Genomic DNA, 25,262 nt, shown 5'->3' on the forward strand with positions numbered 1-25,262 from the left:
TCTACGTCACTTCAGCCATACATCGACCCGCTGCTCAGTTCCCTCTATAAACACCAAAGCCTCAACCTGACCTGCTTCGATCAAGTCCTGGCGAACGCCTTTTATCCTTTCAAGCTGCGCAGCCCCGTCAACCAGTTCAACACGTGCTACCGAAGCCTTCATGGATTGGCGGGCGTCAGATTTTGCTTTGCGAATCGCAGATAGCACGGCACTGACACTCATCAATAAGCTTTCAATAGACGCGTCAGGACAAGCATCCCCTTGCGGCCAAGGCGCATTGTGCACTGAGCCGCAATTCCAGGATTGCCAGACTTCCTCACATACAAATGGCAGAAATGGCGCAAACAGTCGCTGCTGCACGCTCAGTGCATGTGCAAAAGCATTACGGGCCGAATGGCCTTCTGGTCGATAGGCGCGACGCTTGACCAATTCGACGTAGTCATCGCAAAACCACCAGAAGAACCCTTCGATACGCGACAACGCCACGCTATAGTCGTACGCCTCCAGCGCGCACGTAGCATCATGGACTACGCCGCCCAGGCGTTTGAGCATGGCCTGATCCAGCGGCTGGTCGATATCCCCGTTGTCATCCTTTGCAAAGCCTTGAACCAACCTCGATAGATTGAACAGCTTGACGGCCAAACGGCGGCCGATCTTCATCTGCTGTTCTTCAAAGGCTGTATCACTGCCGAGCCGCGCTGAGGCTGCCCAGTAGCGCACACCGTCACTTCCATACTGGTCGAGCAAGGCTTGTGGGGTTACCACGTTACCCTTGGATTTAGACATTTTCTTACGGTCGGGATCAAGGATCCACCCAGAGAGCGCGACATTACGCCATGGCACGCAACCGTGTTCAAAATGGCTGCGTACCAGTGTCGAAAATAGCCAGGTGCGGATGATGTCGTGACCTTGAGGCCTGAGATCCATGGGGTATATTTTGGCGAACAACGCGTCGTCCTCTCCCCAGCCTCCGGCGATCTGAGGCGTCAGCGAACTGGTGGCCCACGTATCCATGATGTCCTGTTCGCCGACAAAACCATTCGGTTGACCACGTTGCTCGGGGCGATACCCAGGCGGAGTATCCAGGCTCGGATCAACGGGCAGGCTTTCCTCACCGGCAATAATCGGCGCGCTGTAGTCTGCTTCGCCTTGTGCATCCAGCCTATACCAGAACGGAATTGGTACGCCGAACGTACGCTGGCGACTGATGAGCCAATCTCCGTTCAAACCGCCTACCCAATGCTCGTAACGCCTGAGCATGTGCGGCGGATGCCAGTCCAGCGTCTGGCCTGAGGCACGCAACAAGTCCCGCAGGCTTGCGTCGCGTCCGCCATTACGCAAGTACCATTGCCGAGTGGCAAGAATTTCCAAAGGCCGGTCGCCTTTCTCGAAAAACTTTACCGCGTGTTGAATCGGTCGGGGTTCATCCTGCATGGCGCCGCAGTCGCGCAACATCGACACGAGCTGTGTGCGAACCTGGGACAAATTACGGCCAGCCAGGCCTGCATAGGCCTGTTGGCTGCGGGGTGTCGTCAACCAGGGGGGCGTCTCAAGCAACAGGCGCCCATCTTTTCCCAGTATTGACCGCGTTGGCAACTGCAACTCCCGCCACCAGATCACATCGGTAAGATCGCCAAAGGTGCAGACCATCACCAAGCCGGTGCCCTTGTCAGGATCGCCCAAAGGGTGTGCCAGCAGCGGTACGTCCACGTCAAAAATCGGCGAGCGCACGGATTGTCCGAACCGCGCCTTATAACGAACGTCGTCCGGGTGAGCCACCAGCGCCACGCATGCCATCAGTAGCTCAGGCCGAGTGGTAGCCACCCTCAATGGGGCGCCATCAGCCGTCTCGAAACGGAGTTCGTGATACGCACCCGCGACTTCGCGCTCTTCAAGCTCTGCTTGAGCCACTGCTGTCTGGAACGTTACGTCCCACAGGCACGGGGCTTCCTGGCTATAAAGTTCGCCACGCTGATAGTTACGAAGCAAAGCGCGCTGACTCGCTCGTTGGGAGCGCTCATCAATGGTGGCATATGAAAGGCTCCAATCAACGGACAAGCCCAGTTGCACGAAGAGCGCACGGAACGCTTGCTCATCAATGGCCGTCAGTTCGTGGCACAACTCGATGAAGTTGCGCCTGCTGATGACAGTAAAGTCACCTCGCTTTAATGGAATGGGCTCAGGTGGCCTGAAACCAGGCTGATAAGCTGCCAGCGAGTCGCAACGTACGCCATAGAAATTCTCGACCCTGCGTTCGGTCGGCAAGCCGTTGTCGTCCCACCCCATGGGGTAGAACACAGCCTTACCTCGCATGCGCTGGTATCGAGCGATGATATCTGTATGGGTATAGCTGAAGACATGACCGACATGCAGCGAGCCTGAGGCCGTCGGCGGGGGTGTATCAATGGAGAACACAGCGTCGCGTTGGGCTGTGTGGTCAAAGGCATACGTGCCTTCGAGCTGCCAACGTTGAGACCAGCGTGTTTCAAGGTTTTCGAGCGAGGGGGTGACAGTTTGATCGTTTAGAACTTCATCACGTTTAACGGTGACATAGCATCCTCCTATTAATATCAAAGGGCACGACAGTGAGTGCGCGCCGGGCTGAATTTTATATTGAATCGCCTTTGAAAAGTAAACCCCCTAATCCAGTGAGATCAGTCTGAACAAGGACATCCCTGGTTTTGTTTTAATGGCTCAGCGAAGCCCAAATCCCATTCGTTTCAGCTCTTCCACCAGCTCTTCTCGCCCATGGAGGTTTGCGACACTGCGAAGCCTATTGACCACCTGCTCCGACCACCCGGAAGCCTTCATGCCCTCACGTTGGTAGAAGGCGCCCAAGCGCTCATCGTATTGAGCGACCGCAGCCACATCTGTCGCTGCCGAATAGGTCTCATGGTGCAGCACGGCGCGTTGCGGGAGCCTTGGCTTCACTTCCGCTGGCCGTTCGGTAGAGGGGTGGCCAACACAAAGGCCGAAAACGGGATAGACCTGCGCAGGGAGACCAAGCTCCTTGGCCACGCCTTCAATGTCATTTCGGATGGCGCCAATGTACACACTGCCCAGCCCCAGCGATTCCAGGGCAACCACGGCGTTCTGAGCCGCCAAGGCGGCGTCGATCGTGCCGAGCAACAGGCTCTCGAGGTAAGGGACGGCTTCCAGCTCCACCTCTTGCTGCTCAGCCACTCGAGCGATCCGGGAAAGGTCAGCAAGCCAGACCAGAAACAGAGGCGCCTGGCGGATATAGGCCTGGTTTCCCGCCAGGGACGAGAGACGCGCCTTGCGGTCGCTGTCCTGAACAGCGACGACGCTCCAGACCTGCAGGTTTGACGAGGTTGAGGCTGATTGCGCCGCGGCGACCAGGGTCTCGAGGGTGCCGTCAGGCAGTGGCTGATCAGTAAAGGCACGAACGCTGCGATGGTCGAGCAGCAGGTCGATCGTCTCGTTCCAGGGCATGAGGGGCGAGATGTCCGCCGCGCCATAGCGGGCAGCCAGTTTCGATTGGGCGTTGGCTGTCATTCGATATCTCCAAATAGAAATCGAGGCTACCAAATCCCCGGCAGCGCAGCACGCCTCCCGGGGGAAGTTTCATCTACCACGCAAACCAAACCGATCCACACAGGTACGTTCAGTGTGTCAGTAAAACCGCTCACTGACCTGCATGCACCAGGCCGCTCAAAAAGCCGGCGACCAAACGATTGAACACTTCGCCTTGATCATCATGAACATAGTGACTGGCATCCGCCACTTCCACGGCTTGGACGTGCGGGTTGCTGGCGCACATGGCCTGCAGCATCACAGGGGGTAGAAAGTCCGAGCGGCCACCGCGAATGAACAGGCTTGGGCAATCCAATGAGCGCACCGCCGGCCACAAATCAGTGGGTTCGATACTCAGTCGTGCCTCGGCAATCCCTTGCTGATCATGGCGCCAGCCAATCACTCCGTCGCGCTCCTGCATCGAATGCGCCAGCCTTGATTCCACGCCCTCCTCCGACAAACCTGGACGTGAGGCCTTCCAGAATGCACGGGCCGCGTCCCAGCTTTCGAACTGCAATGGCGTCTGGGCCATCTCGCGACGAATACGCGCGGCGCCATCGCCTTGGGTTGAAGATCCGGGGCCGATATCCTCGATCAGCAAGCCCATCAAGCGTCCCGGGTGTTGCCGCGCATACTCGAGGGCGTTGGCGCCGCCCAATGAGTGGCCCAGCAATACAAAACGCTGTAGGCCAACATGCTCGATCAAATCCTCCAGATCCTCGACATACGATTGGGTGTGGTAACTGGCGGGTTCGGCCCAGTCGCTCAGCCCCCGGCCGCGCTGGTCCAGGGCATAGACGCAGTAGCCCTCCCCCAGGGCCTGTACCAGCGACTCCCAGGTCTGTGCATAGGCTCGCAATCCGTGCAATAGCACCAGGGGCACGCCTGTCGAGGCGCCCCAGCGCAAATAATGCAGGCGCAAGCCCGAACGATTGGTGAAGAAACAGCTCTCAGCAGGCATGGCCTTGCTCCTTTAGAAACGGTCGAAGCGATAAGGGCTCGGGTCAATGATCGGCGTATGCCCACTGACCAGGTCCGCCGCGAGATGGCCCGCCGCAGGCGACGTACCGAACCCGTGCCCCGAGAAGCCGGTGGCCACGGTCAAGCCCGGGATCTGCGCTACCGGTCCGATCACCGGGTTGGAATCGGGTGTCACGTCGATAGTGCCCGCCCAGGCATGCGCGATCCTTGCCTGTTCGAACACCGGCCAGGCGGCAATCAGATTGTTCAGCGCGTCGTTGTTGAGCTGCGGATTGGCGGCTGGATCCTGCACCCTGATGCGCTCGAACGGGCTGACACTGTCGGCGTGCCAACGACGTGCCAGCATCAGGTCATTAATAAACGGCTTGCCCAGCGACACATTCAACACGCTGCGTTGCGCACGAAACTGCGGCATATATTGCTTGGCAAGCAACAGGTGGTCGAGGGTCAGGAAAGCATCCAACTTGCCGCGTTGGGTAATGATGAAACCGCCGTCCTTGTGCTTGCGAAACGAAAAATCCGGGGCGCCGACGGCAATCTGCGTCGGCCCTTCCATCGGTTGGGTACGCAGCACAGAGCAGGTCAAGGGCAAGGTCGGCAACGACACCCCCAGATTGCCCAGAAAGCGACGGGACCACATACCGCCTGCGAGCAATACGTGATCACAGCGAATTTCACCTTTTTCCGTGACCACGCCACTGACCGCACCTGCGGACATCTGCAGCGTACGCACCGCGCACTGCTCGATGATCACTACGCCCATGGCCATGGCGGCGTTGGCGATGGCGCTGCTGGCCAGCGTCGGTTCCGCACGTGCATCGGAGGGTGTAAAAATACCGCCGGCCCAGTCACCCACGCCGCCCGGCACCAGCGCATCAATCTCACGCTTGCTGAGCAACCGCGAATCCAGCGACAAATGCTCTACCGACTTGAGCCAGCCCTCATGCATTGCCATTTGCGCCGGGGTACGGCCTAAAAACATGATGCCTTCCTGGCGATACCCCACATCCGCCCCTACCCGCTCAGGCATCTGCGCCCACAAGCGGTCAGCGGCCAGGGCCAGCGGTATGTCGGCCGCGTGACGGCTGGTTTTGCGCACCCATCCCAAGTTACGAGATGACTGCTCGGCGGCGATCCGGCCTTTTTCCAGGACCACCACCGCGATATTGCGCTCAGCCAAGGCGAGCGCAGCCGTCAGGCCGATGATCCCGCCGCCAATGATGACGACGGACGTCGCGCTGGGAAACACGGTGGAGGTTGTGACGGGCGCTATTATCGGTGCCATGGTCAAGACTCGGTTAGCGAATTAGGGAAGCCACGCATGCACATCGCCACGTGACGATTATTGCCACAGGCGAATGACGTCGACCTGCGCCTTCGAGGCGTTGCGATACGCAGTCACTTCCAGCTCAACCTTGTAGACCGTCGAGCCCAGTGGCGGGCAGGTAACGGTGCTGGCCGGATCGACACCGCGAAACTTTTCGCCGATCAACCCCATCACGGCCGGCACGTCCTTGGGGTCCTGGATAAACACCCGCGAACACACCACATCGGCCAGGCTCGCATCGACTGCCTTCAGGGCTGACTCGATGTTGGCAAACACCTGGAGAGTCTGCTCCAGGACATCCTCGGGAATCAGCTTGGTCTGCGGGTTACGGCCCGCGGTGTTGGAAACGTAGATCCAGTTGTCTATGGCGACCAGGCGCGAATAGCTGGCCTGGTCTTCGAATGGGGAACCGGTCTTGAGCTTGGTGATTTTTGTCATGTCGAATATCTCGTCAAATGGGATGAAGATGAGGCTTAGCGCAGTACCGGGGTTTCCCACAGGTTCAACGTCACGCCGATGCCTTTTTCGATGGCGTTGCGATACACGACCGTGCCCCAGGCCACGTCTTCGACGGGCATGCCGCCCACCGACATGATGATGATTTCTTCATCGTTTTTGCGGCCTGGTGCGGCCCCGGCGATGATCTTGCCGATGTCCTCGACTTCATCGAGTTGCATCTTGCCCTCGGCAATCATGTCCATGAAGCGCACGCCAATCACCGGCACGTTGTGATGCGCAGGCTTGGGTAACTCTTCGAACCAGGCCTGGTACAGACCGGTGTTGTCCAGCACCTTGCGCACGTCGGGTTCTTCCATGCCTGCGTCCAGCGAGCAGGCCGCCGGCATCGCGAGGAACGCACCTGGCTTGACCCATTCGCGCCGCACAATTGGGTAGGTCGACGGGTCACCCGTTTCCCCGGAGCTACAATAAGTAACAAGGTCCGAGTCGCGGACCACCGCTTCAAGGGTGTCGACCACGGTAATCGTGGTGATCTGCGGATAAGTTTCTTTGACCCACGCGATAAAGTTGTCGAGGCTCTTCTGGCCACGCCCCTTGATCTTCAGGGTGTCGATATGCGGGCATACCGCGATGAATGCCGCCAGCGTGGTCTTGCCCATGACTCCCGGGCCAAGCAGCCCGACGACTTTCGAGTCCTTGCGTGCCAGGTGGCGTGCGCCCACGCCAGGAATCGCACCGGTGCGGTATGCGGACAACAGGTTGGCCGACATGTGCGCCAACGGCGCGCCAGTGTCGGGATCATTGAGCGTGAACATCAGGATGGAACGCGGCAGGCCTTTTTCGCGGTTGGCGATATTGGAGCCGTACCATTTCACGCCGGCAGTGCAGAAGCTGCCGCCCAGGTAGGCCGGCATCGCCATCATGCGCCGGTCAGCCGTGGGCTTGGGCATGTTCGGGAACGGCGAATCCTGCGGGAAAATCACCATCGCACCATGGGAATCATTGTTCGGGCCGGCCATGCGGTAGTCACCGGCATACAGCAAGCCGAACATCTCCTCCATGGTATTCACGCAGGCCAGCATGTCGGTCACTCCCGCGCGGATCATGTCCTGCTCGGAGAGGTAGATAAAGTCGATTTTTGTAGTTGTAGACATAGTTATTCTCGGACTGAAGGTGATATCACTGCGGTAGGCGCAGCTCCACGCTGTCGAGATCGAGTATCAGGTGGGAGATGTTGGCGGTATTGTAAATTTCGGACATGCCGCTCAGTCTGGTAGGACGATAGTTGGCGCGATAAATGCGTTAAACTTCCCGTAGCGCTGCCTTCCCAAGGTGCAACCATGATCAAACAGAACGTGCCGACTCCCCGACACCACACCGCGAACGAACAGCCCTGGTTCGTGCTCAACTCTTCACGCTATTCGGTGATGCCTTGCGCACATCCGGCGATCTCGCACTTCTATGCCTTCGATGTGGCGCAATCGGCCAACCTGCTGGCCGTCCCGGACGGCTGCGTAGATATCTTGTTCGACTGTGATGCGACGCGCCCTACCGCGCGGATCTGTGGCACGCCGCTGGTTGCCCAGGCGGTCGAGTTGCACCAGCACCACCATTACTTCGGCGTACGCTTCTCACCGGGCGTTATTCCGGGCTTCGTCAATGTGCTCGCAGAAGAGTTGACCGAACGCGAACTGGACCTGCTGGAGGTCTCCGAGTTTGCCCAACGCATCTTCGAAAGCATCGTCCAGACACCGCTGCTGGGCGATCAGATGCGACTGTTCAACGACTACCTGACCCCACGCCTGATGGGCAAGACCTCGAAACTCACCGCCATGATCATCCAGCAGGCGATGCGCCATCGCGGCGATATTCGCGTCCAGCAACTCGAAGACCTCAGCGGCTACACCAGCCGCACCTTGCACCGCCAGTTCAACCAGGACACCGGTATGTCACCCAAGACGTTTTGCCGGATCATCCGCTGCCAGGCGGCCCTGGACACCCTCAATACCCAGCACGATGTGTCGTTTTCGCAGTTGGCCCTCGACCTGGGCTTTTCCGATCAATCTCACTTCCTGCGCGACTTCAAGAAACTGGTCAGCACCACCCCCTGCGACTACCAGCGCAAGATGACGCAAAACGCCTACAGCGACAGGATCAGCTACGCCTGACCAGGCTGTTGGCAAATAAACCCGCGTCTCCATCGTTTCTCCATAAAACCTCCCATGAAAGCGCATGCTCGTGGTGCACAGTAGCCTTCGTCGTTACAGGGTAATTCGCCATACTGTAATGACCGAACAGCACGACCGAGCCAACCATGACTGAATCGCACCTTGAATCGACGCCAACGGACTTCGCGGATAAACGCCAGGCGTTGATATTGATCGCTGAAGACGAGCCCGAAATCGCCGACATCCTGACGGCCTATCTCAAGCGCAGTGGCTTCCAGATCGCCCATGCCCTGGATGGGCGCCGTGCCCTTGAACTGCATCAATCGCTCAAGCCCGACCTGGTGTTGCTGGACGTGCTGATGCCGAAACTGGACGGTTGGATGGTACTGGCCGAGATCCGCCACCGGGGTACCACGCCGGTGATCATGCTGACCGCCCAGGACCAGGACGTGGACAAGTTGATGGGGCTGCGTATCGGTGCCGACGACTACATTGTCAAGCCGTTCAACCCCGCCGAAGTCGTCGCCAGGACCCAGGCGGTGCTGCGTCGTTCGCTCGATCACGGCTACGGTGCGCGCCAGAGTGTGCTGCGGGTAAATGCCTTTGAAATCGATATCGACAGCCATGAAGTCAATGTGCAGATCGGGGCACACAAGCATTCGCTCAACCTGACCGTGACGGAGTTCAGGCTATTGGCACAACTGGCCAAGGCGCCCAAGCGCGTCTTCAGTCGCGCTGAATTGCTGGCCCTGTGTTCGCCCGAGAGTGACAGCCTGGAGCGTACGGTGGACAGCCATATCAGCAAGTTGCGGCGCAAAATCGAGGACCTGGGTCTACAGGGCGTACCGACCAGTATCCGTGGGGTCGGCTACCGGTTCGGGAACAACCCATGAAGATCGCCAACAGCTTGAGCCGACAGATCATCTTGTCGATGTCTACCGTGGTGCTCTGCGTGATCGCACTGTCGGTGGTCGGTTCCTACGTGTTTTACGCGCTGCTCTGGATGTTCTGGCCGCCGTCGGATCTGGACATGGACGAATGGCTGCCCTCCGGCATGGAGTGGGCATGGATGGCACTGATCACCTGCATCAGCCTGGCGGTGGGGGCCGTGGTGGCGATCAAACTGTCCCGACGCATTCTGATGCCCTTGAACTCGGTCGCGGCCAGCCTGCGCCGCCTTGCCGACGGTGACCTCGATGCCCGGGCGACGGCCTCCGACCGCTCATTGGCTGAGGCCTCCCTGTTAGTGGATGACTTCAACAGTATGGCTAAACGCTTGAAACGCATGGCTGAAGAACAATCTTTCTGGAACGCCGCGATTGCGCATGAACTGCGCACCCCGCTGACCATCCTGCGTGGCCGCTTGCAAGGGTTGGCAGAGGGCGTGTTCACGCCGGACCAGGCGCAGTTCTACAGCCTGCTGAACCAGGTGGAAGGCCTGACGCGCCTGATCGAAGACCTGCGGGTCGTGGGCCTGGCGGACAACGGCTACCTCGAAATCCAGATCCAAAGTGCCAACCTGGCCGAGGAAATCGAGGCAGACGCCCGCCTGTTTGAACCAGGCCTTCTTGCCGCCGGGTTCGTGCTGCATCTGGACCTGCTCGAACGGCCCATCCAGTGTGATCCGGCCAGGATCCGCCAAGCGTTGCTGGCCATGCTGGACAACCTGAAACGGCATGCAACCCCAGGCAATGTCACGGTGCGCCTGAGCAGCCAGGATGGCCTGAATGCCCTGAGTGTCGAGGACGAAGGCCCAGGGATTGAAGAAGCGTTTGCAGCGCACATCTTTGAGCCGTTCCAGCGCGGGGAAAGCTCGCGATCCCGCGCCCAGGGTGGCAGCGGCCTGGGGCTCGCCGTCGTGCGCGCAATTGCCCTGTCCCATGGGGGCAGCGTGACCTGCCGGAACCTGGACAACGGCGGCACCTTATTCGAACTGAGCTGGCCCGACCAACTGGTCGCCATCTAAACCCAACCGTCCCGGGTGACGACATGCGCTTGTCTATTTTTAGAGTCAATAGCGTTCAGCAGTACCGCCACTTTGCCTTACTCGACACACAGGGACGCTGTATCGCTTTCAAGAGCTGCGAAGGGACTCCACAGAACGGCGAATGGGTGCAAGTCAACGAAGTCAACCTGGCCTGGCTGTACAAGACGCTGCCTGCGCGCGCGTTGATCAGGTCAAACACCCGCCCCTTGTAGTTCAGCCTGGGATTGCATGTATGTCTACTAACTATCGCGATCGAAACTTGATTGACGTGACCCTGCTTGAAGACTCCGTACGGCTCTATAGCGCGAAGCTCAGGAGGCTGCAACGTTTCTGGATTCCCCTGCAGAAACAGGCGCCCCGGTTGGTGTTGTCACTGTGGATCCTCGGTGTTATCGCCTCGCTGGTCAGCCAGTCCTATTACCACTGGCTGTTTACCGCGCCTGCCATTTGCCTGCTGATCATCCTGGAAATCGTTATCGAAGAAGTGCAGATCGACTTGTTACTGATGACCGAGGAGACGCGTTATCTGCTCGACGTCACCCACGGTCTGTATGCCGGAACCCTGAGTTCCCACCCCCGTATGCACAAACCAGGTGGCCCATGCCCTCCGTCACACCTCCACTACTGATTGAGCACAGCCGCAAGCTCGGTCAACAGTCCGCCAGCCAGACGCTCAAGGCGATCGCCAAGGCCTATCCCGGCAAGTTGTTTTGTACCCTGTCGCTGGTGGCGTTGGAAAACGCGCTGCTGCTGGCCTACCCGTTGTTTGCTGGGTTTGCCGTAGACGCCATGCTCCGTGGCGACGCCGGCAACGCCTTGTTCTATGCCGCCGTGGTGTTGGGCTTCTGGGTAGTGGGCGCGGCCCGACGCGCCCTCGACACCCGCACCTTTACGCGTATCTACGCTGACCTTGCGGTACCGGTGATTCTTAACCAGCGCCTGCAACGTCATAGCACCTCGAAGGCCGCCGCACGGGTGGTATTGGCACGGGAATTCGTCGATTTTTTCGAAAAACACGTGCCCACGATTGCCACGGCGCTGGTCTCGATCATCGGTGCGGCCGCGATGTTGCTGGTGATTGAGCCTTGGGTCGGCCTGGCGTGCCTGGTGGCGCTGGGGCTGTGTCTCGCGGTGGTGCCAGGCTTTGCGCGGCGCAACCAGCGCTTGCATGAGCGCTTGAACAACCGCCTGGAAAAGGAAATCAGCCTGGTGGAAAAGGTCGGTGCCCACACCTTGCGCCGTCACTATCAGGTGCTGTCACGGCTGCGTATCTGGCTGTCGGACCGTGAGGCCATCGCCTTCCTCACCATCGGTATCCTCGCGGCCTTGCTGTTTGTGGTCGCCATCAGCCAACTGGCACTGGCGCCTGCGGTGAAGGCCGGGCATATCTATTCGGTGATGACTTACCTGTGGACGTTCGTCAGTTGCCTGGATGAAGCCCCCAGCGTGGTCGACCAATTGGCTCGGCTCAAGGACATCGGCAAACGCGTGGATCCGGGGTTGGATGAGGCGTCTACCTGATCCTTCGTCTGTTCAGACGATCGCCCGCTGGGTTTCCGACGGTGACTGGCCAAACAGTGCGCGGTAATGCGCGGCAAAGTGGCTCAGGTGGAAAAAGCCCATCGTCACCGCTACGTCGCCGACGTTTTGGCTGCAGGCTGGCGTAGCGATCAGGCGTCGACGCACCGCATTCAGGCGCAGGTTTCGCAGGTACTCAACCGGGCGCATGCCGGTCACCGCCTGGAAACTGTTCTGCAGGGTCCGCCGGCTCACCCGCAGCTGTTCGCACAGGTCGAGAATGCTCAATGGCGTATCGCCGCTGGCATCGATCAACTCCTGGCTACGCTTGACCAGGTAGGCACTCACGGCGAAATTGCCGCGCCGGCAACGCACCTCGTCGGTGGCGTTGCTGAACAGGTCCAGGAAGGCGCTAAGCAGTTCGTCTTCGAGCATCTTTTCGGCGCTCGTGCTGATAGCCTCCGTCTGTTGCAATAGGTGACGAAACAGTGGGTAGATACGCCGCCGTATCCGCAGCAGTAACGCATCGTCCACGCAAATCTGGGAGCGGGTGGTTATGCGTTTGAGCTGGTCACTGGACAACTCGAAGGCCGCCAGTTTGGCAAAGCGTACGGTGTCGACGTTAAGCGCGAAGAAATCTGTGCCTTCGGGCGCATGCAACACAAACTCCTCGCCGTCGCGCAACAGCACCACGTTGTGCGCCCCCACCTGCTGCCCCTGTACGACCGGCGCACTGCCCAACGACATGGCCACGCACAGTCGCCCTGTGGGGGCAAAACCGCGCTGCACCACGCGTTTGTCCAGCACTTCCTGGAAGATCTGAAAGCGCTCGGCAGACAACTGGCGCAGCCCGCTCGTCAGGCAACCACGCCCCAGTTGGTCATACACTTGCCGCCAGCCCTGGATGGAGCCGGCATGCAGTTGAGGGTCATTGAAGGTTCGAACTTCAGCAAGCATGGTCGTCGTTCCTCGGGGGCCCCGTTGTCGTCATTGGCCTGAAGGGGACTGAAGTCATCCTTGACGGCAGCGATGGTTCACACCGCGGTTTTGTCCGTGGTGAAAAGCAAAGCCAGTTCCGTGCCAAACATATGCAGGCGGTACGTGGCAGGCTGGATATCCATCGGCGCCAGCAACGCACCGGACAGCACCACCTGCCCGGCCTCCACCGGCTGACGGTCGGCCAGCAGGCGGCGAATCAGCCAGCAAAGGTTGGTCAGCGGCGGGTCCTCGCAGCCCTCGGTATCGCCTTCGCCACAGAGCGCGCCGGTACATTCGAGGCGGTACGCCACATTGGCGTGCTTGACAGGGTCGAACGCGATTCTGGGGCCCAGGCAATAAAGGCCCGCCGCCGCGTTATCGGCGAGAAAGGCCCCCACCCCGAACGTCCAACCCTGCCAACGGCAGTCGGCAATCTCGAACGCCGGTGCCACCTCGGCAATCGCGTCCAGGATCTCCTCATCGCTGTACTCGCCCGGCGCCAGGCTGCGCCCCAACACAATCGCCACCTCGATCTCCAGCTTGGGCTGGATCAACCGCGACAGCGCCACCGCTGTGTTCGGCTGTACGCACATCTGGTCGGTCAGGCCGCCATACACCGGTTCGTCAATGCCGAAGCGCCGTTGCGCGGCGCTGCCGGCGAAGGCGATCTTCCAACCGCTCAGTTGTTCGCCCGCGGCCTGGCGCAAAGCCAGCCCCTGGCGTTGCAGCGCGTACCCGGCGTTCAGGTCCAGCGCCTCGGGGGGGAGCGGCGCAATGGCTTGCACCCTGCGCGTGGCCTGGTCCAACTGGCTCAATACGCGATGATCGGCAGTCATGACAGCTGCTCCGCTAACTTGCGCAACACCGATTCAAGCCGCTCAGGCGTGGTAATGGCGGCGACAAACCGATCCGGACGCACCACAACGACGCAATCGCGCACCCTCGAGAACCATTCGCCGAGGCGGTTATCCACGTCCTCCACGCTGATGGCATCCGTGGCCGTCAATGGCTGGTTGCGCCCCATACCACTGCGCGAACGGTTGACCTGGATAAAGCGCGTGTCCCAGCGTGCCCAGAACGTGGCCATTTCTTCGCTCAGTTGCGCGCGCGGATTGACCCGATAACCCAGCACCGCATAGGAATTGCCAAGCACATCATCAAGACGCCGACGCTGCCCCTGGGCATCTTCGATATACGGCTGCACAAACAGCTGGCCGACCAGGTCGTCTTCGCGCAGTTCGGCACGCTCGTGATAGACCAACCCTTTGGTGATGGTGGCCTTGGGTTTGAACTTGAACTCCAACAGGTGCGAGCGCAGGTTATCTACGCTGTTCACCGCCTGGAACAACCAGTCACGCACGCCGGCCATCAACGGGTTGGTCAGCCCCAGTACCGTGCCCATATTGTCGGCCAGGGCGACCAGTTCGGTGGCGTGCCCACGACGTTCCTGGTCATAGGTGGCGAGGATCCCATGGGCAGCGCGCCCGTGGATGATCGCCGCCAGTTTCCAGGCCACGTTGGCCACGTCACGCAGCCCGGAATTGAGGCCCTGCCCGGCCCACGGTGGCGAAATATGTGCGGCATCGCCCACCAGCGCCACGCGCCCTTGGACGAACCGCGCCGCCACGCGGGAATGGTGGGTGTAGGCGCGGATACGGATGATGTTCAACGTGTCCACCGCGTCGCCGATATGCCCACGAATCAGATCGCGGATGGTGCTCTCTTCGCACATCTTCGCCTCGTCTTCGCCCTCCATCAGCATGAACTCCCAGCGCCGCTGCTGGTACGGCAGGTAGATGCATACGAATGGCCGCTGCGGGTCAGCGTGCAGCGCGGTATAAGGCGCATCCAAGGTGTCATTGGCGGTGTCGACCACTACCCATTTTCGCGCATGGGTCAGACCGATCAGTTCAACACCGAGCTTTTTGCGTACGGTGGAGCGCCCGCCATCGGCGCCGATCACGTAATCGGCGCGCAGTTGGTAGACCTCGCCCTGGGCATCGCGCACCTGCAAGGTCACGCCCTCCCCATCCTGCTCCAGCTCGAGCATTTCATGGCCTTGGCGCAATACCACACTGCTGCGCTGCCCGAGCGTTTCGCGCAGCGTGCCTTCGAGCAACTGCTGCATGAAGATGTTGCGCATCGGCCAGCCGTAATGGGCGGTACTCGGCTTGACCTCGGCAAAACACACGCCGCGTGCGTTGTAATAGCGCAGCGGCACATCGCAGATCATGTCGCGCACCGCCAGTTCAGCGATGCCGATTGCCTGGAGAACGCGCAGCGCTTCATCATCCATGCCCACCGCGCGGGGGTAAGGCAATATGCGGTCGGCAAGCTCAAGGACGACGCAGTCGACACCGTACATTCCCATATAGTGCGCGGCCGTAATGCCGTTGGGGCCACCGCCCACGATGACAACTTGGGTCTTCTCCTGCTTCATCGCTATTCACCGCTTTTTTTGTTGTGGTTTGAGTCCAGCACCGCTTGATCCTGCGCGCTTATCAGTGCAGACCGTCAAGGCCTTTTACGTCTTCGGCTTTCAGCCCGCCCAAGCGTGCATGCAGGCGTCCGCGCGTGGCGAAGGCCCAGATCACGACGATCTCATCCGGCGAAGGACCGTCGCCGAAGGTCAGCGAGAAACTGTCGTAGTGCGAGCGCACGTACAACGCGTCCTTGTGCGCCAACGGCACGTCGATGGTCGAACCTGGGCCACCACGCTTGCCGGTGGACGGCACCCACGATTTGCCGCCGCCCAGCGCGACGCGAATCGGATCGGCGGCCGGGTTGGTCAGGAACGCATTACCGTGCTCGTACTCGCCTGCGCTGCCCACCAGGATAGCCTTGCCATAGCTTTGAATCTGGCGCGAACCGGCCAGTGCCTGGATGCGCCGGCCAAACTCTTGACCCAACAGCGGCGACGGCTCGATCAATTGCGACAGGTCTTCACTGTAGCGGCCGGCATATGGGTTGGCGATCACAGCAGCGACGGCGTATTTGAACACCGGCTCGCCATCGGCCAACTGCCCGGTTTCATTGGCCAGGGTCTCTTCAACGAAGCTGTACCATTTGCGGATGTGATAGCTGGCGAAATTTGCGGTTTTCATCAGTGTGCCTCTATTCAAAGGGGTTCGAGTGGATCAAGCGTGATGTTGCGACTCGGCGCACCGGCGGCCTTGAAGCGGGCCTTGCCACACGCATCGTCATGCTCGGTTTCAAGAAAGAATTCCATGCGATTGCAATCGGGGTCGTTGAAATACAGGCCGTTGCCGATTTCGTGATCGGTGATCTTCACCACCTCGACGCCCTTGCTCAGCAACATCCCGTACAGCTGACGCAAGGTTGTCATGTCCCCGGCGATTTCCAGGCCATAGTGTTGCAACCCGAGCCCACCTTGATGGGCACCCGGTTCGGCACGAATCAAGGCGATATCGTGGTGCTTGCCCCCAAATGCCATCATGACCCAGCTCTCGCCTCGGGCACTTTCGTGCATGCCCAGGATGTCGGCGTACCAGCGTGCCGATACGTCAGGGTCACTGACCCAGAGCGATAAGTGAGTACGCAGGATCTCGACCTTCATGGCGGTATTCCTCAGTGTTTTTTGACGATGGATTGGTGCCCGGACTTGATCTGCGCAACCGCAGGCGTCCAGAGCACATCAGCGATCTCGCTGAATTCCCGCCAATGCTTCTGCCAGCCGTCACCGCCGTTGTCGGAGGTGAACAAATGCCCGTACTTGGTGCCCGCCACGATCTGGCGCGGGTTGGCCGGGTTGAAGGCAATCGCCCAGACGCAGGAGTTGGGCTGCTGTGGCAGCGGCAGCACGGTCCAACTGAGCGCGGCATCACGGGAGACCAGAATCTTGCTGGTGGTGCCCGGCGTACCGTCGGAAATACTCAGGTACAGCTCGTTCTGTGTGCCCAACGGCGCGTTCATGGCGCGTATGTAGTACAGGCCGAAGGCTTCCCGGCCGATAATGCCGGTCCAGGTCAGTCCTTCATCCAGGCTGCGATAAACCGCATTGACACAGACCACCACGATGACTTTCTCGCCGTGGTTGGGCAGTACCAGAATGTTGTGGATGTCCGAGTTGTAGTCCCACAGCAGCCGGTCATCGATGCGTGCCCAACTGTCACCGCCGTCGCGGGAATGAAACAACCCGCCCTCCTCCAGGCCGAACCACACCTGGTTGCGGTCGGTGGGGTCATAGGCGAAGGCCAGCAGGCGTGGACGGCTGACGCCGTCGCAGAACTCGGGAATCTCCACCGGGGCGCGATCCCAGCTGGTGCCGCCGTCCAGGGTGCGCCAGAGCACAGCGCGCGAAGGCGCACCCGTGCCGACGAAAATCCGCTGTGCATCCTGGGGATCCACCGCCACCTTCCAGACGGTCTCGCCGTTGAACGGTGAGTCGACCTGCTGCCAGTGCCCGCCGGTGTCATGGCTGACGCACAAACCGATATCGGTGCCGGCATAGATCACTTCCGGCGCGTCGGGGTGCATGCTCAACGAACGGGTGATCGCGTCGAACTCCAGGTCCTGCCCCAGGCCCAGGCGATGCCAGCTCTTGCCGTCGTCGGCACTGCGGATCACCGCTTGGCCGACGGTGGCGACTAAAAGGGTTCCGTTACTCATCACAGATGCTCCTCAGATATAGATGCCACGGGTCAAACCACCGTCGATACCGATGGACTCGCCCGTCACAGCGGCGGCCTTGGGCGACGCGAGGAAACCAATCAACCAGCCCATTTCAATCGGTGCCAGGGTGCGGCGAATCGGCGTTGCGTCGATGTAGGCCTGTTCGACCTGCTCCGCAGTCTTGCCTTGCTTGACCGCTTCGCGCTCGTACAGCTCTTGGATATGCGGGGTGTCCACCACGCCAGGGTGAATCAGATTGACCGTGATGCCCGAAGGGCCGAGCTGGTCGGACAAGGTTTTAGTCATATGGGCGATCGCCAGGTTGCGCATGCCCGACAACACCTTGCTGCTGCGCCCGGTGAGCCCGCCGATGTTGATGATGCGACCGAAGCCGCCCGCTTTCATGTGTGGGGTCACGGCCTTGGCGCAACGGAAGTAACCGATCACCTTGGTGTTGAGATCCGACAGCAGCTCATCGTCGCCGGCGTGCTCGATGTCATTGCGCACGACACCGGATGGCGCCGCGGCACCGTTGACCAGGATGTCGATACGGCCGAAATGCGCGTACGCCGCCTCGACCATCTCCGACACAGCCTTCATGTCATTGGTGTCGCAGAACAGCGGCAGTACTTCGTTGCCGGTCTGTGCGCTGATTTCTTCGGCCGCCAGTTGCAGGAACGCCATGCGCCGCGCGCAGATCACCACCTTGCAGCCTTCCTCGGAGAGAAAACGTGCGACTTCCTTGCCGATGCCCATACCACCACCGGTGACAATGGCCACGCGGCCTTTCAATTCCAGATCCATAGCAATTACCTCTTGTGATTATTCAGTTCAGGCCAGATCGACAAACACACTCTTGGTCTCGGTGTAGGCATCGATCACGTTTTTACCCATCTCCCGGCCCCAGCCGGATTGCTTGTAGCCGCCGAACGGCGATGCCGCGTCGACCACGTTCCAGCAGTTGATCCACACTGAGCCAGCCTTGAGCTGCGCCGCCACGCGGTGTGCCGAGCGCAGGTCGCGGGTCCACAGGCCGGCCGCCAGGCCATATGGCGAATCATTGGCGCGCAGCACCAGGTCGTCGATTTCGGTCCAGCTCATGACGGTCAGCACCGGCCCGAAGATCTCTTCGCGGGCGACACAGGCACGCTCGGCGCGGTCAAGAAAAACGCTGGGCGCAATGAAGTGGCCGCGCTCCAGGTGGGCTGGGCGATCGCCACCGCAGATCAGTTCGGCGCCCTCCTCCTGGCCGCGTTGCAGGTAGCCCTTGACCGTACTCAGTTGGCGCCCCGACACCAGCGGCCCCATGCTGCTGGCCGGGTCCAGGCCGTTGCCGAGCACATGGGCGGCGGCATGTCGCTCAAGCTCTTCCAACACCTGGTCGAGCACGCTGGCGTGCACGTACAACCGCGAGGCCGCGGTGCAGACCTGGCCCTGGTTGTAGAAAATCCCATCGGCGGCACCTTTGGCGGCGCGCACGATATCGGCATCCGGCAAGATGATGTTCGGCGACTTGCCGCCCAGTTCCAGCGAGACTTTTTTCATGTTGCTGGTGGCCGCTTGCGCGATCAGCCGGCCGACCTGGGTCGAGCCGGTAAAGGCAATCTTGTCGATATCGGGATGCTGGGCCAGCGGCGCGCCTGTTTCGGCGCCAAGGCCGGTGATCAGGTTGACCACCCCGGCCGGGAACCCGGCGGTCTCGATCAACTGCACCAAGCGAATCGCCACCAGCGGGGTCTGTTCGGCAGGCTTGAGCACCGCCACGCAACCGGTCGCCAACGCTGGGCCGAGCTTCCATACACACATGTTCAGCGGGAAGTTCCACGGCACGATCAGCGCACAGACCCCTACCGGCTCACGCAAGGTGTAGTTGAGCATCGGCGCGCCGCTGGCCGGCGATACCGGCAGCGTGCTGCCTTCGATCTTGGTCGGCCAACCGGCGAAGTAACGCAGGATGGTTGCCGCACTGGCGGCTTCACCGCGAGCGGCAGCGATAGGCTTGCCGTTCTCCAGGGTGATCAACTGCGCCAGCTCCTCGCGGTGCTGGTCCAGCAGGTCCGCCAGGCGGAACAGCAACAGGCCGCGCTGGGCGGGAGACTGCAGCGCCCAGGCGCCGGTGAATGCGGCGCGAGCCGCGGCGACCGCTGCATCCACATCACGCGCATCGCCTTGGGCGACTTCGGTCAGGGTTTCTTCAGTCGCCGGGTTTTCCACGGCAAACCGTCGGCCAGCGGCCGCGTCCTGCCAACTGCCGCCGATAAACAAGCGGCCCGGTTGGGACAGAAAGGCCTGGACAGCGGGTAGCACTTCGAACTGTTTCATCATCGACTCCTTCACAGCGCCATTTCGATCAGGCAAGGACCACCGTCGGCCTTGGCATTGGCCAGTGCCCGTTGCAGTTCGGCATTGGTTTGCACCGTGCAGGCCGGTACGCCGTAGCCTTTTGCCAGGGCTTTCCAGTCAATGCGCGGGCTGTCGAGCACGGTCAGGCGCAGGGCTTGCGGGTCCATTTCGGTCATGCCGAAACGACGCAACTCGTTCTGCAAAATCGCGTAGCGATGGTTAGCGGCAATCAGGATCACCACCGGCAACTGCTCGCGGGCGATGCTCCACAGGGTTTGGATGGTGTACTGCGCACTGCCGTCCGATTGCAGGCAGAACACGCTATTGCCGCGTTCCGCCAAGGCGGCGCCGAACCCCACCGGAATACCCTGGCCAATCGCGCCACCGGTATTGGTCAATACCCGATGCCGCGCGGCACGGGCGGAGGCGGTGAAGAAGGGATAACCGCAGGTGCCGCCTTCAACCGAGACAATGCTGTCGTGGGGCAGTGACGCGGCCAGCACTTGGCCGATGGACTGCGGCGTCAACTCGGCGTGGCCGGGCGGCAGTTCGATAACCTCCGGGGTCGGTACGTAGGCGGGTGCATCGAGGGCATCGGCCAACGCCGTCAGCGCGCCGGCGACATCGTCACCGACTTCGGCCAACGTCAGCAGGCGCTCACGTTCGGCGAGGCGCGACGGGATGCCTTCGTAGCCAAAGTAACTGATGGGCTCGGGCACGCCAGCACACACGACCAGGTCGTACTGCTCAAGAATTTCAATCGCCACTTCCGGGAAATACGGCAGGCGATCCAGATCCGGCAAACCACCGCCACGGTAGCTCAGGCGCGGAAAGGTCTCGGCAAACAGGCGTACACCCGGCAGTTGCGCCAGGCGCCCCGCCGCTTCCAGGCCCGCAACCGACAAACCCTCATCGCCGACGATAAACACCAGCCGCTTGCCGTCACGCAATGCCTGCGCCACGGACTCGACCCGGTCACCGGCAAATCGGCGAACCGGCGCGCGCAACGGTGCGAACACACCGTTGTGCGTCACCGCGTGAGCTTGCAGGTCCATGGGCAAAATCAAACTGGCGATCTGACCTTTGGCCTGCCACGCCGCGCGTACCGCTTCCTGCAAATCCTCACCGATACCTGCCGCCGTGCGCGAGGTGCGCACCCAGCCCGAGACAGTGCCGGCCAAGGCCTGGATGTCACTCGCCAACGGTGGGTCGTAGTTCACATGCCATGAGGCGTGATCGCCGATGACGTTAACGATGGGCGTATTGGCCCGACGCGCGTTGTGCAGGTTGGCGATGCCATTGGCAAAGCCGGGGCCCAAGTGCGTCAGGGTCATCGCCGGCTTGCCGGCGATACGGCCATAGCCGTCCGCGGCGCCCGTGCAGACCCCTTCGAAAAGCGACAGCACCGGCTTGAGAGCAGGTGCGCTGGCCATGGCGGCCACCAGGGGGATCTCGGTGGTCCCGGGGTTGGCGAAGCAGTACTCGATACCGCTTGCCGCTGCCGCATTCACTATCAGTTGCGCACCATTCATTTTCAGCCCTCTTGCTTGAGCATTTGCAGTGATGAGATTTATCACACAAAAGCCTACGAGCAACAAGCATTTTATTAGTGTATTTCTCAATAATTGAGATAAATGTAATTTTAATCGGGGAAAACACCTGCCCAAGATTGCGTTTTTCTCTCACTGAGGTAGTGTTGCTCCAGCGCTTGGGGCTCGCGTGGGTGGCCGGATCCCTGCCGGTACGCAACAACCGCCCTTCCCTTTCTTTTAGGAACACAATGAGCAGCCTGAGCAAATTGCTGAGTATCCTGGACCTGTTTGGTCCACAGACGCTGAAGATCGAACCCGACACCATCGCCGAGCGCATGGGCCTGTCACGAGCAACCGTGTACCGCTACGTCAAGGACTTATGTGACGCCGGTATGCTCACCCGCGTGGACGCCGGCAGCTACGGCCTGGGGCCGCGTGTGATTGAGCTGGATTGGATGATGCGTCAGTACGACCCGATCCTTATCGCCGGACGCGAGTTGATGCACGAGCTGTCCGCACAAACGGGCCTGGCGGTGTTTGCCAGCGTGTTTTACGACGGGCGCATCATCAACACCTATATCGCCGAACCCACCGACACCTATCACTTTGCGTTCGGGCGCGGGCAACCGTTGCCGTTTTTCCGCGGGGCGCAATCGAAGGTTCTGATCGCCTTCCAGAAAGGCCGCCGCCTGCAACGCTTGTTCGACGAGCACATGGCCAACGACCCGGACAGCCCGTATGACTGGGCAAGCTTCTCCAAGGCCGCGAAAAAAATCCGCAAGGACGGTTACTGCCTGACCCATGACGAACTCAACCTGGGCCTGACCGGTATCGCCGCGCCGATCATCCAGGCGGACCTGGACGAGGTGGTCGGCAGCCTGTCCGCCGTCGGCAGCAGCCAGAGCTTCAAGCTGCTGCGCCAGGAAACCGTGATCGAAATGGTCATGGATACCACCCGGCGCATTGCCGAAAACATGCGCAACCCGCCGAGCAGCACCACGGCCTAGCCCGTCACGCTCAGAACGGTACGGCCACCGACAACTGGCTATACAGGTTGGTGCCATTGCCGCCGACTTGATTGCCACCGGTGGTCGAGTCCTGGTTGGGTTTGTAGAGCCCCACCAGCGGGGTGATGATCAAGTGCGGGTTGACGGCCCACTCGGCATACACGTCCAACTCGCGGCCATCCAGGTTCAGCGCATTGCTTTTACGCACGGTGGCGTAATCGAAATACAGTGCGCCCAGGCTCAGGTTTTCCAGTGGGGTTGCCTTCAACCCGACATGGTGGATGCGCGTATTGGTGTTGAACGGCCCGGCGTAATTGCCGGCCACTTCGCCCTGGAACCAGGTGCCGTAGCCCGTGCTCAAACCGGTGAACAGCGCGTCCCAGTTCTGCGAATAGCGGGTGTAGCGATAAGTCACCTTGGGGGCCCAGGCGGTATCCGCGAAGGTGTAGCCGGCTTCGCCGTACCAGGCCTTCTCAGGCCCCGTATCCTTGTCCTGCCAGGCGTACTCGAACGCCAGGCTGACGTTCTTGATACCCGCATCGCCTTCACCGCGCACGCTGTAGATGTTCATGCCCTTGCGCTGGCGCTGAAAGTCGCTGGCCCATTGATCGTTCACGTCGAGGCCATGCACCCAGGTCAAGCCGAGCGTCCCCGGTTGGGCGGTGTAATCCAGGGTGCCGGCGGCCAATTCGGTCTCGGCCTGGATGCGGTTGTCCGACTTGAGCCACAACACGCTGCCATGCAGGCCATCCTGGCCACCCAGGCGCAACACGGCGGTCTGATCGAACGAGTGCCGGGCCGCCAGGTAGTAAGCGCCACCACGGTTCAAGCTGCCATCGGCCGGGCCCTTGCCCGGATTCAGGCCGTCATCGTTGATCAGGAACCCTCGACCGACCTTGACCACTTGGCGTCCGCCGGAAATATCCACGCCGTCTTTGCCCAACAGCGGAAACAGATCACCGGAGCGCCAGCCCAGGTAGGCGTCTTCAATCTTTGTTGTACGCTCGGTACCGACGCTATTGCCCCCCGAATCACCATCACCCCACGTGGCGGAGCTGACCAGGGCGAAAGCCCCATAGGCAGTGCCATTGCCGGCCAGGGACTGGTCGCCGCTCAATCCATATTTGATGAAACCTTCGCGCCAGGTGGAACCGCCCGATGTGCCGTCATAGTTCTTGCGGCTGTTGAACATGCCGAACACGGCGGTCATGTCGGCATTGAGATGCCGGCCCTCATCGCTGTACAACTCATAGGCGTGCACTGGATGGATGACGCCAAGTGCCAAGGTGCACACCAGTGTGCAACCGAATACGGGATAACGTGTTGGAGTGTGCATGGTTCAAACGCCTTGTTCAGTGGCGCACTTGCGCACAAACAATAGTTGCTGGCCGGTGAACTCCAGCAGCCCCTCAAGGCCGAACTCGACGCCAAACCCCGACATCTTGCTGCCGCCAAACGGCGTGTTCGGCTGGATCTGTGCGTGGCAATTGACCCACGCAACCCCGCTTTCCAGGCGACTGGCCAAGGCCTGGGCCTGCTCGGTATCCGGTCCCCAGACCGATCCGCCGAGCCCCATGTCACCGGCATTGGCGCGGCGCAGCACATCCCCCACGTCCCGGTAAGCAATCAAGGGCAGCACGGGGCCAAACTGTTCCTCGTCCACCAGGCGATGCCCGTCGGTAACGTCCGCAACCAGCGTGGGCGGATAGAAAAACCCAGGCTTATCCAGGCGCGCACCGCCGCACAACACCCGTGCACCGTTTGCCCGCGCGTCGGCGACCAATGCCTCCACCAGTTCCAGTTGCTCAAGGTTCTGCACGGGCCCGAAGGTCACACCGGCCTCCAGACCATCCCCCACCACCTGGCGCGCGGCAATGTGCGTCAGCGCCTCGGCAAAGGCCTGGTACTGCGACTCGTGGATATACAGGCGCTTGAGGGCCGCGCAGGTCTGGCCCATGTTGAGAAAGGCCGCCTGGAAGATTTCCTCGGCCACCGCCTCCACCGACGTTCCTGGCAATACGATTGCCGCATCGTTCCCGCCCAGCTCCAGGGTCAGGCGCTTGAGGTTGCTGGCGGCGCCACGCATCACGCTCTGCCCGGTAGCGGTAGAACCGGTAAAGACAATCTTCTGGATACCGGGGTGCGAGGTGATCGCACTGCCGAAGCCCTGCTCACCGGTCACGCAGTTGATCACGCCCTGAGGCACGTGACGGGCAATGATTTGCGCCAGACGCAAGGTGCTCAGCGGCGTCAGGCTCGACGGTTTGCTGATCACGCAGTTACCGGCACGCAGCGCCGGCATGATGTGCCAGACGGCGATCATGAACGGCCAGTTCCAGGGTGTGATCGACGCCACGACACCCAAGGGTTTACGGTGCAGTTCGACGCGTTGCGTGGGGGTTTCCTCCACCAGTTCCACCGCGATCTCCTGAGCGGCCGCGTAGCGGGTCCAGGCAGCGGCCCCCATGACCTCGGAAAACGCCAGCTCCAGCGGTTTGCCTTGCTCCAGCACAATCAGCCGGGCCAGTGAATCGGCCTCCTGCTCGATATCCGCCGCAATCGCCAACAAACGCTCACAGCGGTCAGGGTGGCTGCTGTGGCGCCAGCTTTTGAATGCCTGCTGCGCGGCGTTGACTGCCTGGTCGAGTTGCCCCAGGGATCCTGCCGGGCATTGGGCAAATGCGACACCCGTGGCCGGGTTGATCACGTCAAACTGACCTTGTTCGCCGGCCACTTGAGCGCCATCGATGAGCATCTTGTAGTTGTGCATTTGAAACCTTCCTTTCACGTGCAGAC

At 60.8% G+C, this 25,262-nt stretch carries 23 protein-coding genes; 6 read left to right on the top strand and 17 right to left on the bottom strand.

Features of this window, described 5'->3' with window-relative positions:
- Positions 1-6: 6 nt before the first annotated feature.
- The 6 genes from valS to ACODSV_RS22770 all read right to left on the bottom strand — a co-directional run bounded on the left by valS (position 7) and on the right by ACODSV_RS22770 (position 7,455).
- Positions 7-2,574: a valine--tRNA ligase gene (valS, locus tag ACODSV_RS22745; protein ID WP_454843668.1), complete on the bottom strand. Its 2,568-nt coding sequence runs from the start codon at positions 2,572-2,574 to the stop codon at positions 7-9.
- Positions 2,575-2,694: 120 nt separating this feature from the next.
- Positions 2,695-3,516, bottom strand: coding sequence for an oxygen-insensitive NADPH nitroreductase (nfsA, locus tag ACODSV_RS22750; protein ID WP_454843667.1), 822 nt, complete (start codon positions 3,514-3,516; stop codon positions 2,695-2,697).
- Between the two features lie 130 nt (positions 3,517-3,646).
- Entirely contained in the window at positions 3,647-4,495 is an 849-nt protein-coding gene (locus ACODSV_RS22755) for an alpha/beta fold hydrolase (protein WP_069075961.1), read from the bottom strand.
- A gap of 12 nt (positions 4,496-4,507) precedes the next feature.
- The gene (locus tag ACODSV_RS22760) at positions 4,508-5,800 is read right to left on the bottom strand and encodes an NAD(P)/FAD-dependent oxidoreductase (RefSeq protein WP_069075960.1); all 1,293 of its coding nucleotides are present in this window, start codon (positions 5,798-5,800) and stop codon (positions 4,508-4,510) included.
- A gap of 57 nt (positions 5,801-5,857) precedes the next feature.
- Positions 5,858-6,280, bottom strand: a complete 423-nt coding sequence (locus tag ACODSV_RS22765) for a RidA family protein (RefSeq protein WP_489046414.1) — start codon at positions 6,278-6,280, stop codon at positions 5,858-5,860.
- Between the two features lie 35 nt (positions 6,281-6,315).
- Entirely contained in the window at positions 6,316-7,455 is a 1,140-nt protein-coding gene (locus tag ACODSV_RS22770) for an ornithine cyclodeaminase family protein (protein ID WP_024075445.1), read from the bottom strand.
- A 186-nt stretch (positions 7,456-7,641) separates the two neighbouring features.
- Between ACODSV_RS22770 and ACODSV_RS22775 the strand changes: the two genes are divergently transcribed.
- From ACODSV_RS22775 to ACODSV_RS22795, 5 genes are all read left to right on the top strand, one after another.
- Positions 7,642-8,469 (top strand): helix-turn-helix domain-containing protein, encoded by an 828-nt coding sequence (locus ACODSV_RS22775; RefSeq protein WP_024075446.1) that lies wholly within the window; start codon positions 7,642-7,644, stop codon positions 8,467-8,469.
- A gap of 146 nt (positions 8,470-8,615) precedes the next feature.
- Positions 8,616-9,362 (top strand): response regulator, encoded by a 747-nt coding sequence (locus ACODSV_RS22780; protein WP_024075447.1) that lies wholly within the window; start codon positions 8,616-8,618, stop codon positions 9,360-9,362.
- Complete coding sequence (locus ACODSV_RS22785) at positions 9,359-10,435, top strand: ATP-binding protein (RefSeq protein WP_024075448.1); 1,077 nt, start codon at positions 9,359-9,361, stop codon at positions 10,433-10,435. The genes ACODSV_RS22780 and ACODSV_RS22785 overlap by 4 nt, the downstream gene beginning before the upstream one ends.
- Before the next feature lie 253 nt (positions 10,436-10,688).
- Positions 10,689-11,084 (top strand): hypothetical protein, encoded by a 396-nt coding sequence (locus tag ACODSV_RS22790; RefSeq protein ID WP_454843665.1) that lies wholly within the window; start codon positions 10,689-10,691, stop codon positions 11,082-11,084.
- Positions 11,057-11,977 (top strand): ABC transporter six-transmembrane domain-containing protein, encoded by a 921-nt coding sequence (locus ACODSV_RS22795; protein ID WP_024075451.1) that lies wholly within the window; start codon positions 11,057-11,059, stop codon positions 11,975-11,977. The genes ACODSV_RS22790 and ACODSV_RS22795 overlap by 28 nt, the downstream gene beginning before the upstream one ends.
- 12 nt (positions 11,978-11,989) lie before the next feature.
- Here the strand turns inward: ACODSV_RS22795 and ACODSV_RS22800 are convergent, their stop codons facing one another.
- The 9 genes from ACODSV_RS22800 to ACODSV_RS22840 form a co-directional block, all read right to left on the bottom strand.
- Entirely contained in the window at positions 11,990-12,931 is a 942-nt protein-coding gene (locus tag ACODSV_RS22800) for a helix-turn-helix domain-containing protein (RefSeq protein WP_454843664.1), read from the bottom strand.
- A gap of 77 nt (positions 12,932-13,008) precedes the next feature.
- A complete protein-coding gene (locus tag ACODSV_RS22805) occupies positions 13,009-13,788 on the bottom strand; it encodes a 2-keto-4-pentenoate hydratase (protein WP_454843662.1) in 780 nt (259 codons plus the stop codon).
- Positions 13,785-15,392, bottom strand: coding sequence for a bifunctional 3-(3-hydroxy-phenyl)propionate/3-hydroxycinnamic acid hydroxylase (locus ACODSV_RS22810; protein ID WP_454843660.1), 1,608 nt, complete (start codon positions 15,390-15,392; stop codon positions 13,785-13,787). Before ACODSV_RS22810 ends, ACODSV_RS22805 begins: the two co-directional genes overlap by 4 nt.
- Before the next feature lie 61 nt (positions 15,393-15,453).
- Entirely contained in the window at positions 15,454-16,056 is a 603-nt protein-coding gene (locus ACODSV_RS22815; RefSeq protein ID WP_024075455.1) for an amino acid synthesis family protein, read from the bottom strand.
- Positions 16,057-16,070: 14 nt separating this feature from the next.
- The gene (locus ACODSV_RS22820; protein WP_024075456.1) at positions 16,071-16,529 is read right to left on the bottom strand and encodes a VOC family protein; all 459 of its coding nucleotides are present in this window, start codon (positions 16,527-16,529) and stop codon (positions 16,071-16,073) included.
- Between the two features lie 11 nt (positions 16,530-16,540).
- On the bottom strand, positions 16,541-17,581 hold the full coding sequence (locus ACODSV_RS22825; protein WP_041160939.1) for a WD40/YVTN/BNR-like repeat-containing protein: 1,041 nt from the start codon (positions 17,579-17,581) through the stop codon (positions 16,541-16,543).
- Positions 17,582-17,593: 12 nt separating this feature from the next.
- Positions 17,594-18,388 carry an SDR family NAD(P)-dependent oxidoreductase gene (locus tag ACODSV_RS22830; protein ID WP_024075458.1) on the bottom strand — a complete coding sequence of 265 codons (795 nt, stop codon included), beginning with the start codon at positions 18,386-18,388 and terminating at the stop codon, positions 17,594-17,596.
- A gap of 27 nt (positions 18,389-18,415) precedes the next feature.
- Positions 18,416-19,906: an aldehyde dehydrogenase family protein gene (locus ACODSV_RS22835; protein ID WP_024075459.1), complete on the bottom strand. Its 1,491-nt coding sequence runs from the start codon at positions 19,904-19,906 to the stop codon at positions 18,416-18,418.
- 11 nt (positions 19,907-19,917) lie between these two features.
- Entirely contained in the window at positions 19,918-21,459 is a 1,542-nt protein-coding gene (locus tag ACODSV_RS22840) for an acetolactate synthase large subunit (RefSeq protein WP_454843659.1), read from the bottom strand.
- A gap of 248 nt (positions 21,460-21,707) precedes the next feature.
- Here ACODSV_RS22840 and ACODSV_RS22845 point away from each other — a divergent pair, with 248 nt between their 5' ends.
- Entirely contained in the window at positions 21,708-22,466 is a 759-nt protein-coding gene (locus ACODSV_RS22845) for an IclR family transcriptional regulator (protein ID WP_024075461.1), read from the top strand.
- A 10-nt stretch (positions 22,467-22,476) separates the two neighbouring features.
- Here the strand turns inward: ACODSV_RS22845 and ACODSV_RS22850 are convergent, their stop codons facing one another.
- The gene (locus tag ACODSV_RS22850) at positions 22,477-23,802 is read right to left on the bottom strand and encodes an alginate export family protein (RefSeq protein ID WP_024075462.1); all 1,326 of its coding nucleotides are present in this window, start codon (positions 23,800-23,802) and stop codon (positions 22,477-22,479) included.
- Between the two features lie 3 nt (positions 23,803-23,805).
- Positions 23,806-25,236, bottom strand: a complete 1,431-nt coding sequence (locus ACODSV_RS22855; RefSeq protein WP_454843658.1) for an aldehyde dehydrogenase family protein — start codon at positions 25,234-25,236, stop codon at positions 23,806-23,808.
- Positions 25,237-25,262 lie beyond the last annotated feature (26 nt).

Source organism: Pseudomonas sp. FG86, assembly GCF_057808775.1.

Bases quoted from the DNA above. Each gene is read 5' to 3' on its own strand.
- nfsA (WP_454843667.1), bottom strand. From the start codon at position 3,516: ATGACAGCCAACGCCCAATCGAAACTGGCTGCCCGCTATGGCGCGGCG.
- ACODSV_RS22755 (WP_069075961.1), bottom strand. From the start codon at position 4,495: ATGCCTGCTGAGAGCTGTTTCTTCACCAATCGTTCGGGCTTGCGCCTG.
- ACODSV_RS22760 (WP_069075960.1), bottom strand. From the start codon at position 5,800: ATGGCACCGATAATAGCGCCCGTCACAACCTCCACCGTGTTTCCCAGC.
- ACODSV_RS22765 (WP_489046414.1), bottom strand. From the start codon at position 6,280: ATGACAAAAATCACCAAGCTCAAGACCGGTTCCCCATTCGAAGACCAG.
- ACODSV_RS22770 (WP_024075445.1), bottom strand. From the start codon at position 7,455: ATGTCTACAACTACAAAAATCGACTTTATCTACCTCTCCGAGCAGGAC.
- ACODSV_RS22775 (WP_024075446.1), top strand. From the start codon at position 7,642: ATGATCAAACAGAACGTGCCGACTCCCCGACACCACACCGCGAACGAA.
- ACODSV_RS22780 (WP_024075447.1), top strand. From the start codon at position 8,616: ATGACTGAATCGCACCTTGAATCGACGCCAACGGACTTCGCGGATAAA.
- ACODSV_RS22785 (WP_024075448.1), top strand. From the start codon at position 9,359: ATGAAGATCGCCAACAGCTTGAGCCGACAGATCATCTTGTCGATGTCT.
- ACODSV_RS22790 (WP_454843665.1), top strand. From the start codon at position 10,689: ATGTCTACTAACTATCGCGATCGAAACTTGATTGACGTGACCCTGCTT.
- ACODSV_RS22795 (WP_024075451.1), top strand. From the start codon at position 11,057: ATGCCCTCCGTCACACCTCCACTACTGATTGAGCACAGCCGCAAGCTC.
- ACODSV_RS22800 (WP_454843664.1), bottom strand. From the start codon at position 12,931: ATGCTTGCTGAAGTTCGAACCTTCAATGACCCTCAACTGCATGCCGGC.
- ACODSV_RS22805 (WP_454843662.1), bottom strand. From the start codon at position 13,788: ATGACTGCCGATCATCGCGTATTGAGCCAGTTGGACCAGGCCACGCGC.
- ACODSV_RS22810 (WP_454843660.1), bottom strand. From the start codon at position 15,392: ATGAAGCAGGAGAAGACCCAAGTTGTCATCGTGGGCGGTGGCCCCAAC.
- ACODSV_RS22815 (WP_024075455.1), bottom strand. From the start codon at position 16,056: ATGAAAACCGCAAATTTCGCCAGCTATCACATCCGCAAATGGTACAGC.
- ACODSV_RS22820 (WP_024075456.1), bottom strand. From the start codon at position 16,529: ATGAAGGTCGAGATCCTGCGTACTCACTTATCGCTCTGGGTCAGTGAC.
- ACODSV_RS22825 (WP_041160939.1), bottom strand. From the start codon at position 17,581: ATGAGTAACGGAACCCTTTTAGTCGCCACCGTCGGCCAAGCGGTGATC.
- ACODSV_RS22830 (WP_024075458.1), bottom strand. From the start codon at position 18,388: ATGGATCTGGAATTGAAAGGCCGCGTGGCCATTGTCACCGGTGGTGGT.
- ACODSV_RS22835 (WP_024075459.1), bottom strand. From the start codon at position 19,906: ATGAAACAGTTCGAAGTGCTACCCGCTGTCCAGGCCTTTCTGTCCCAA.
- ACODSV_RS22840 (WP_454843659.1), bottom strand. From the start codon at position 21,459: ATGAATGGTGCGCAACTGATAGTGAATGCGGCAGCGGCAAGCGGTATC.
- ACODSV_RS22845 (WP_024075461.1), top strand. From the start codon at position 21,708: ATGAGCAGCCTGAGCAAATTGCTGAGTATCCTGGACCTGTTTGGTCCA.
- ACODSV_RS22850 (WP_024075462.1), bottom strand. From the start codon at position 23,802: ATGCACACTCCAACACGTTATCCCGTATTCGGTTGCACACTGGTGTGC.
- ACODSV_RS22855 (WP_454843658.1), bottom strand. From the start codon at position 25,236: ATGCACAACTACAAGATGCTCATCGATGGCGCTCAAGTGGCCGGCGAA.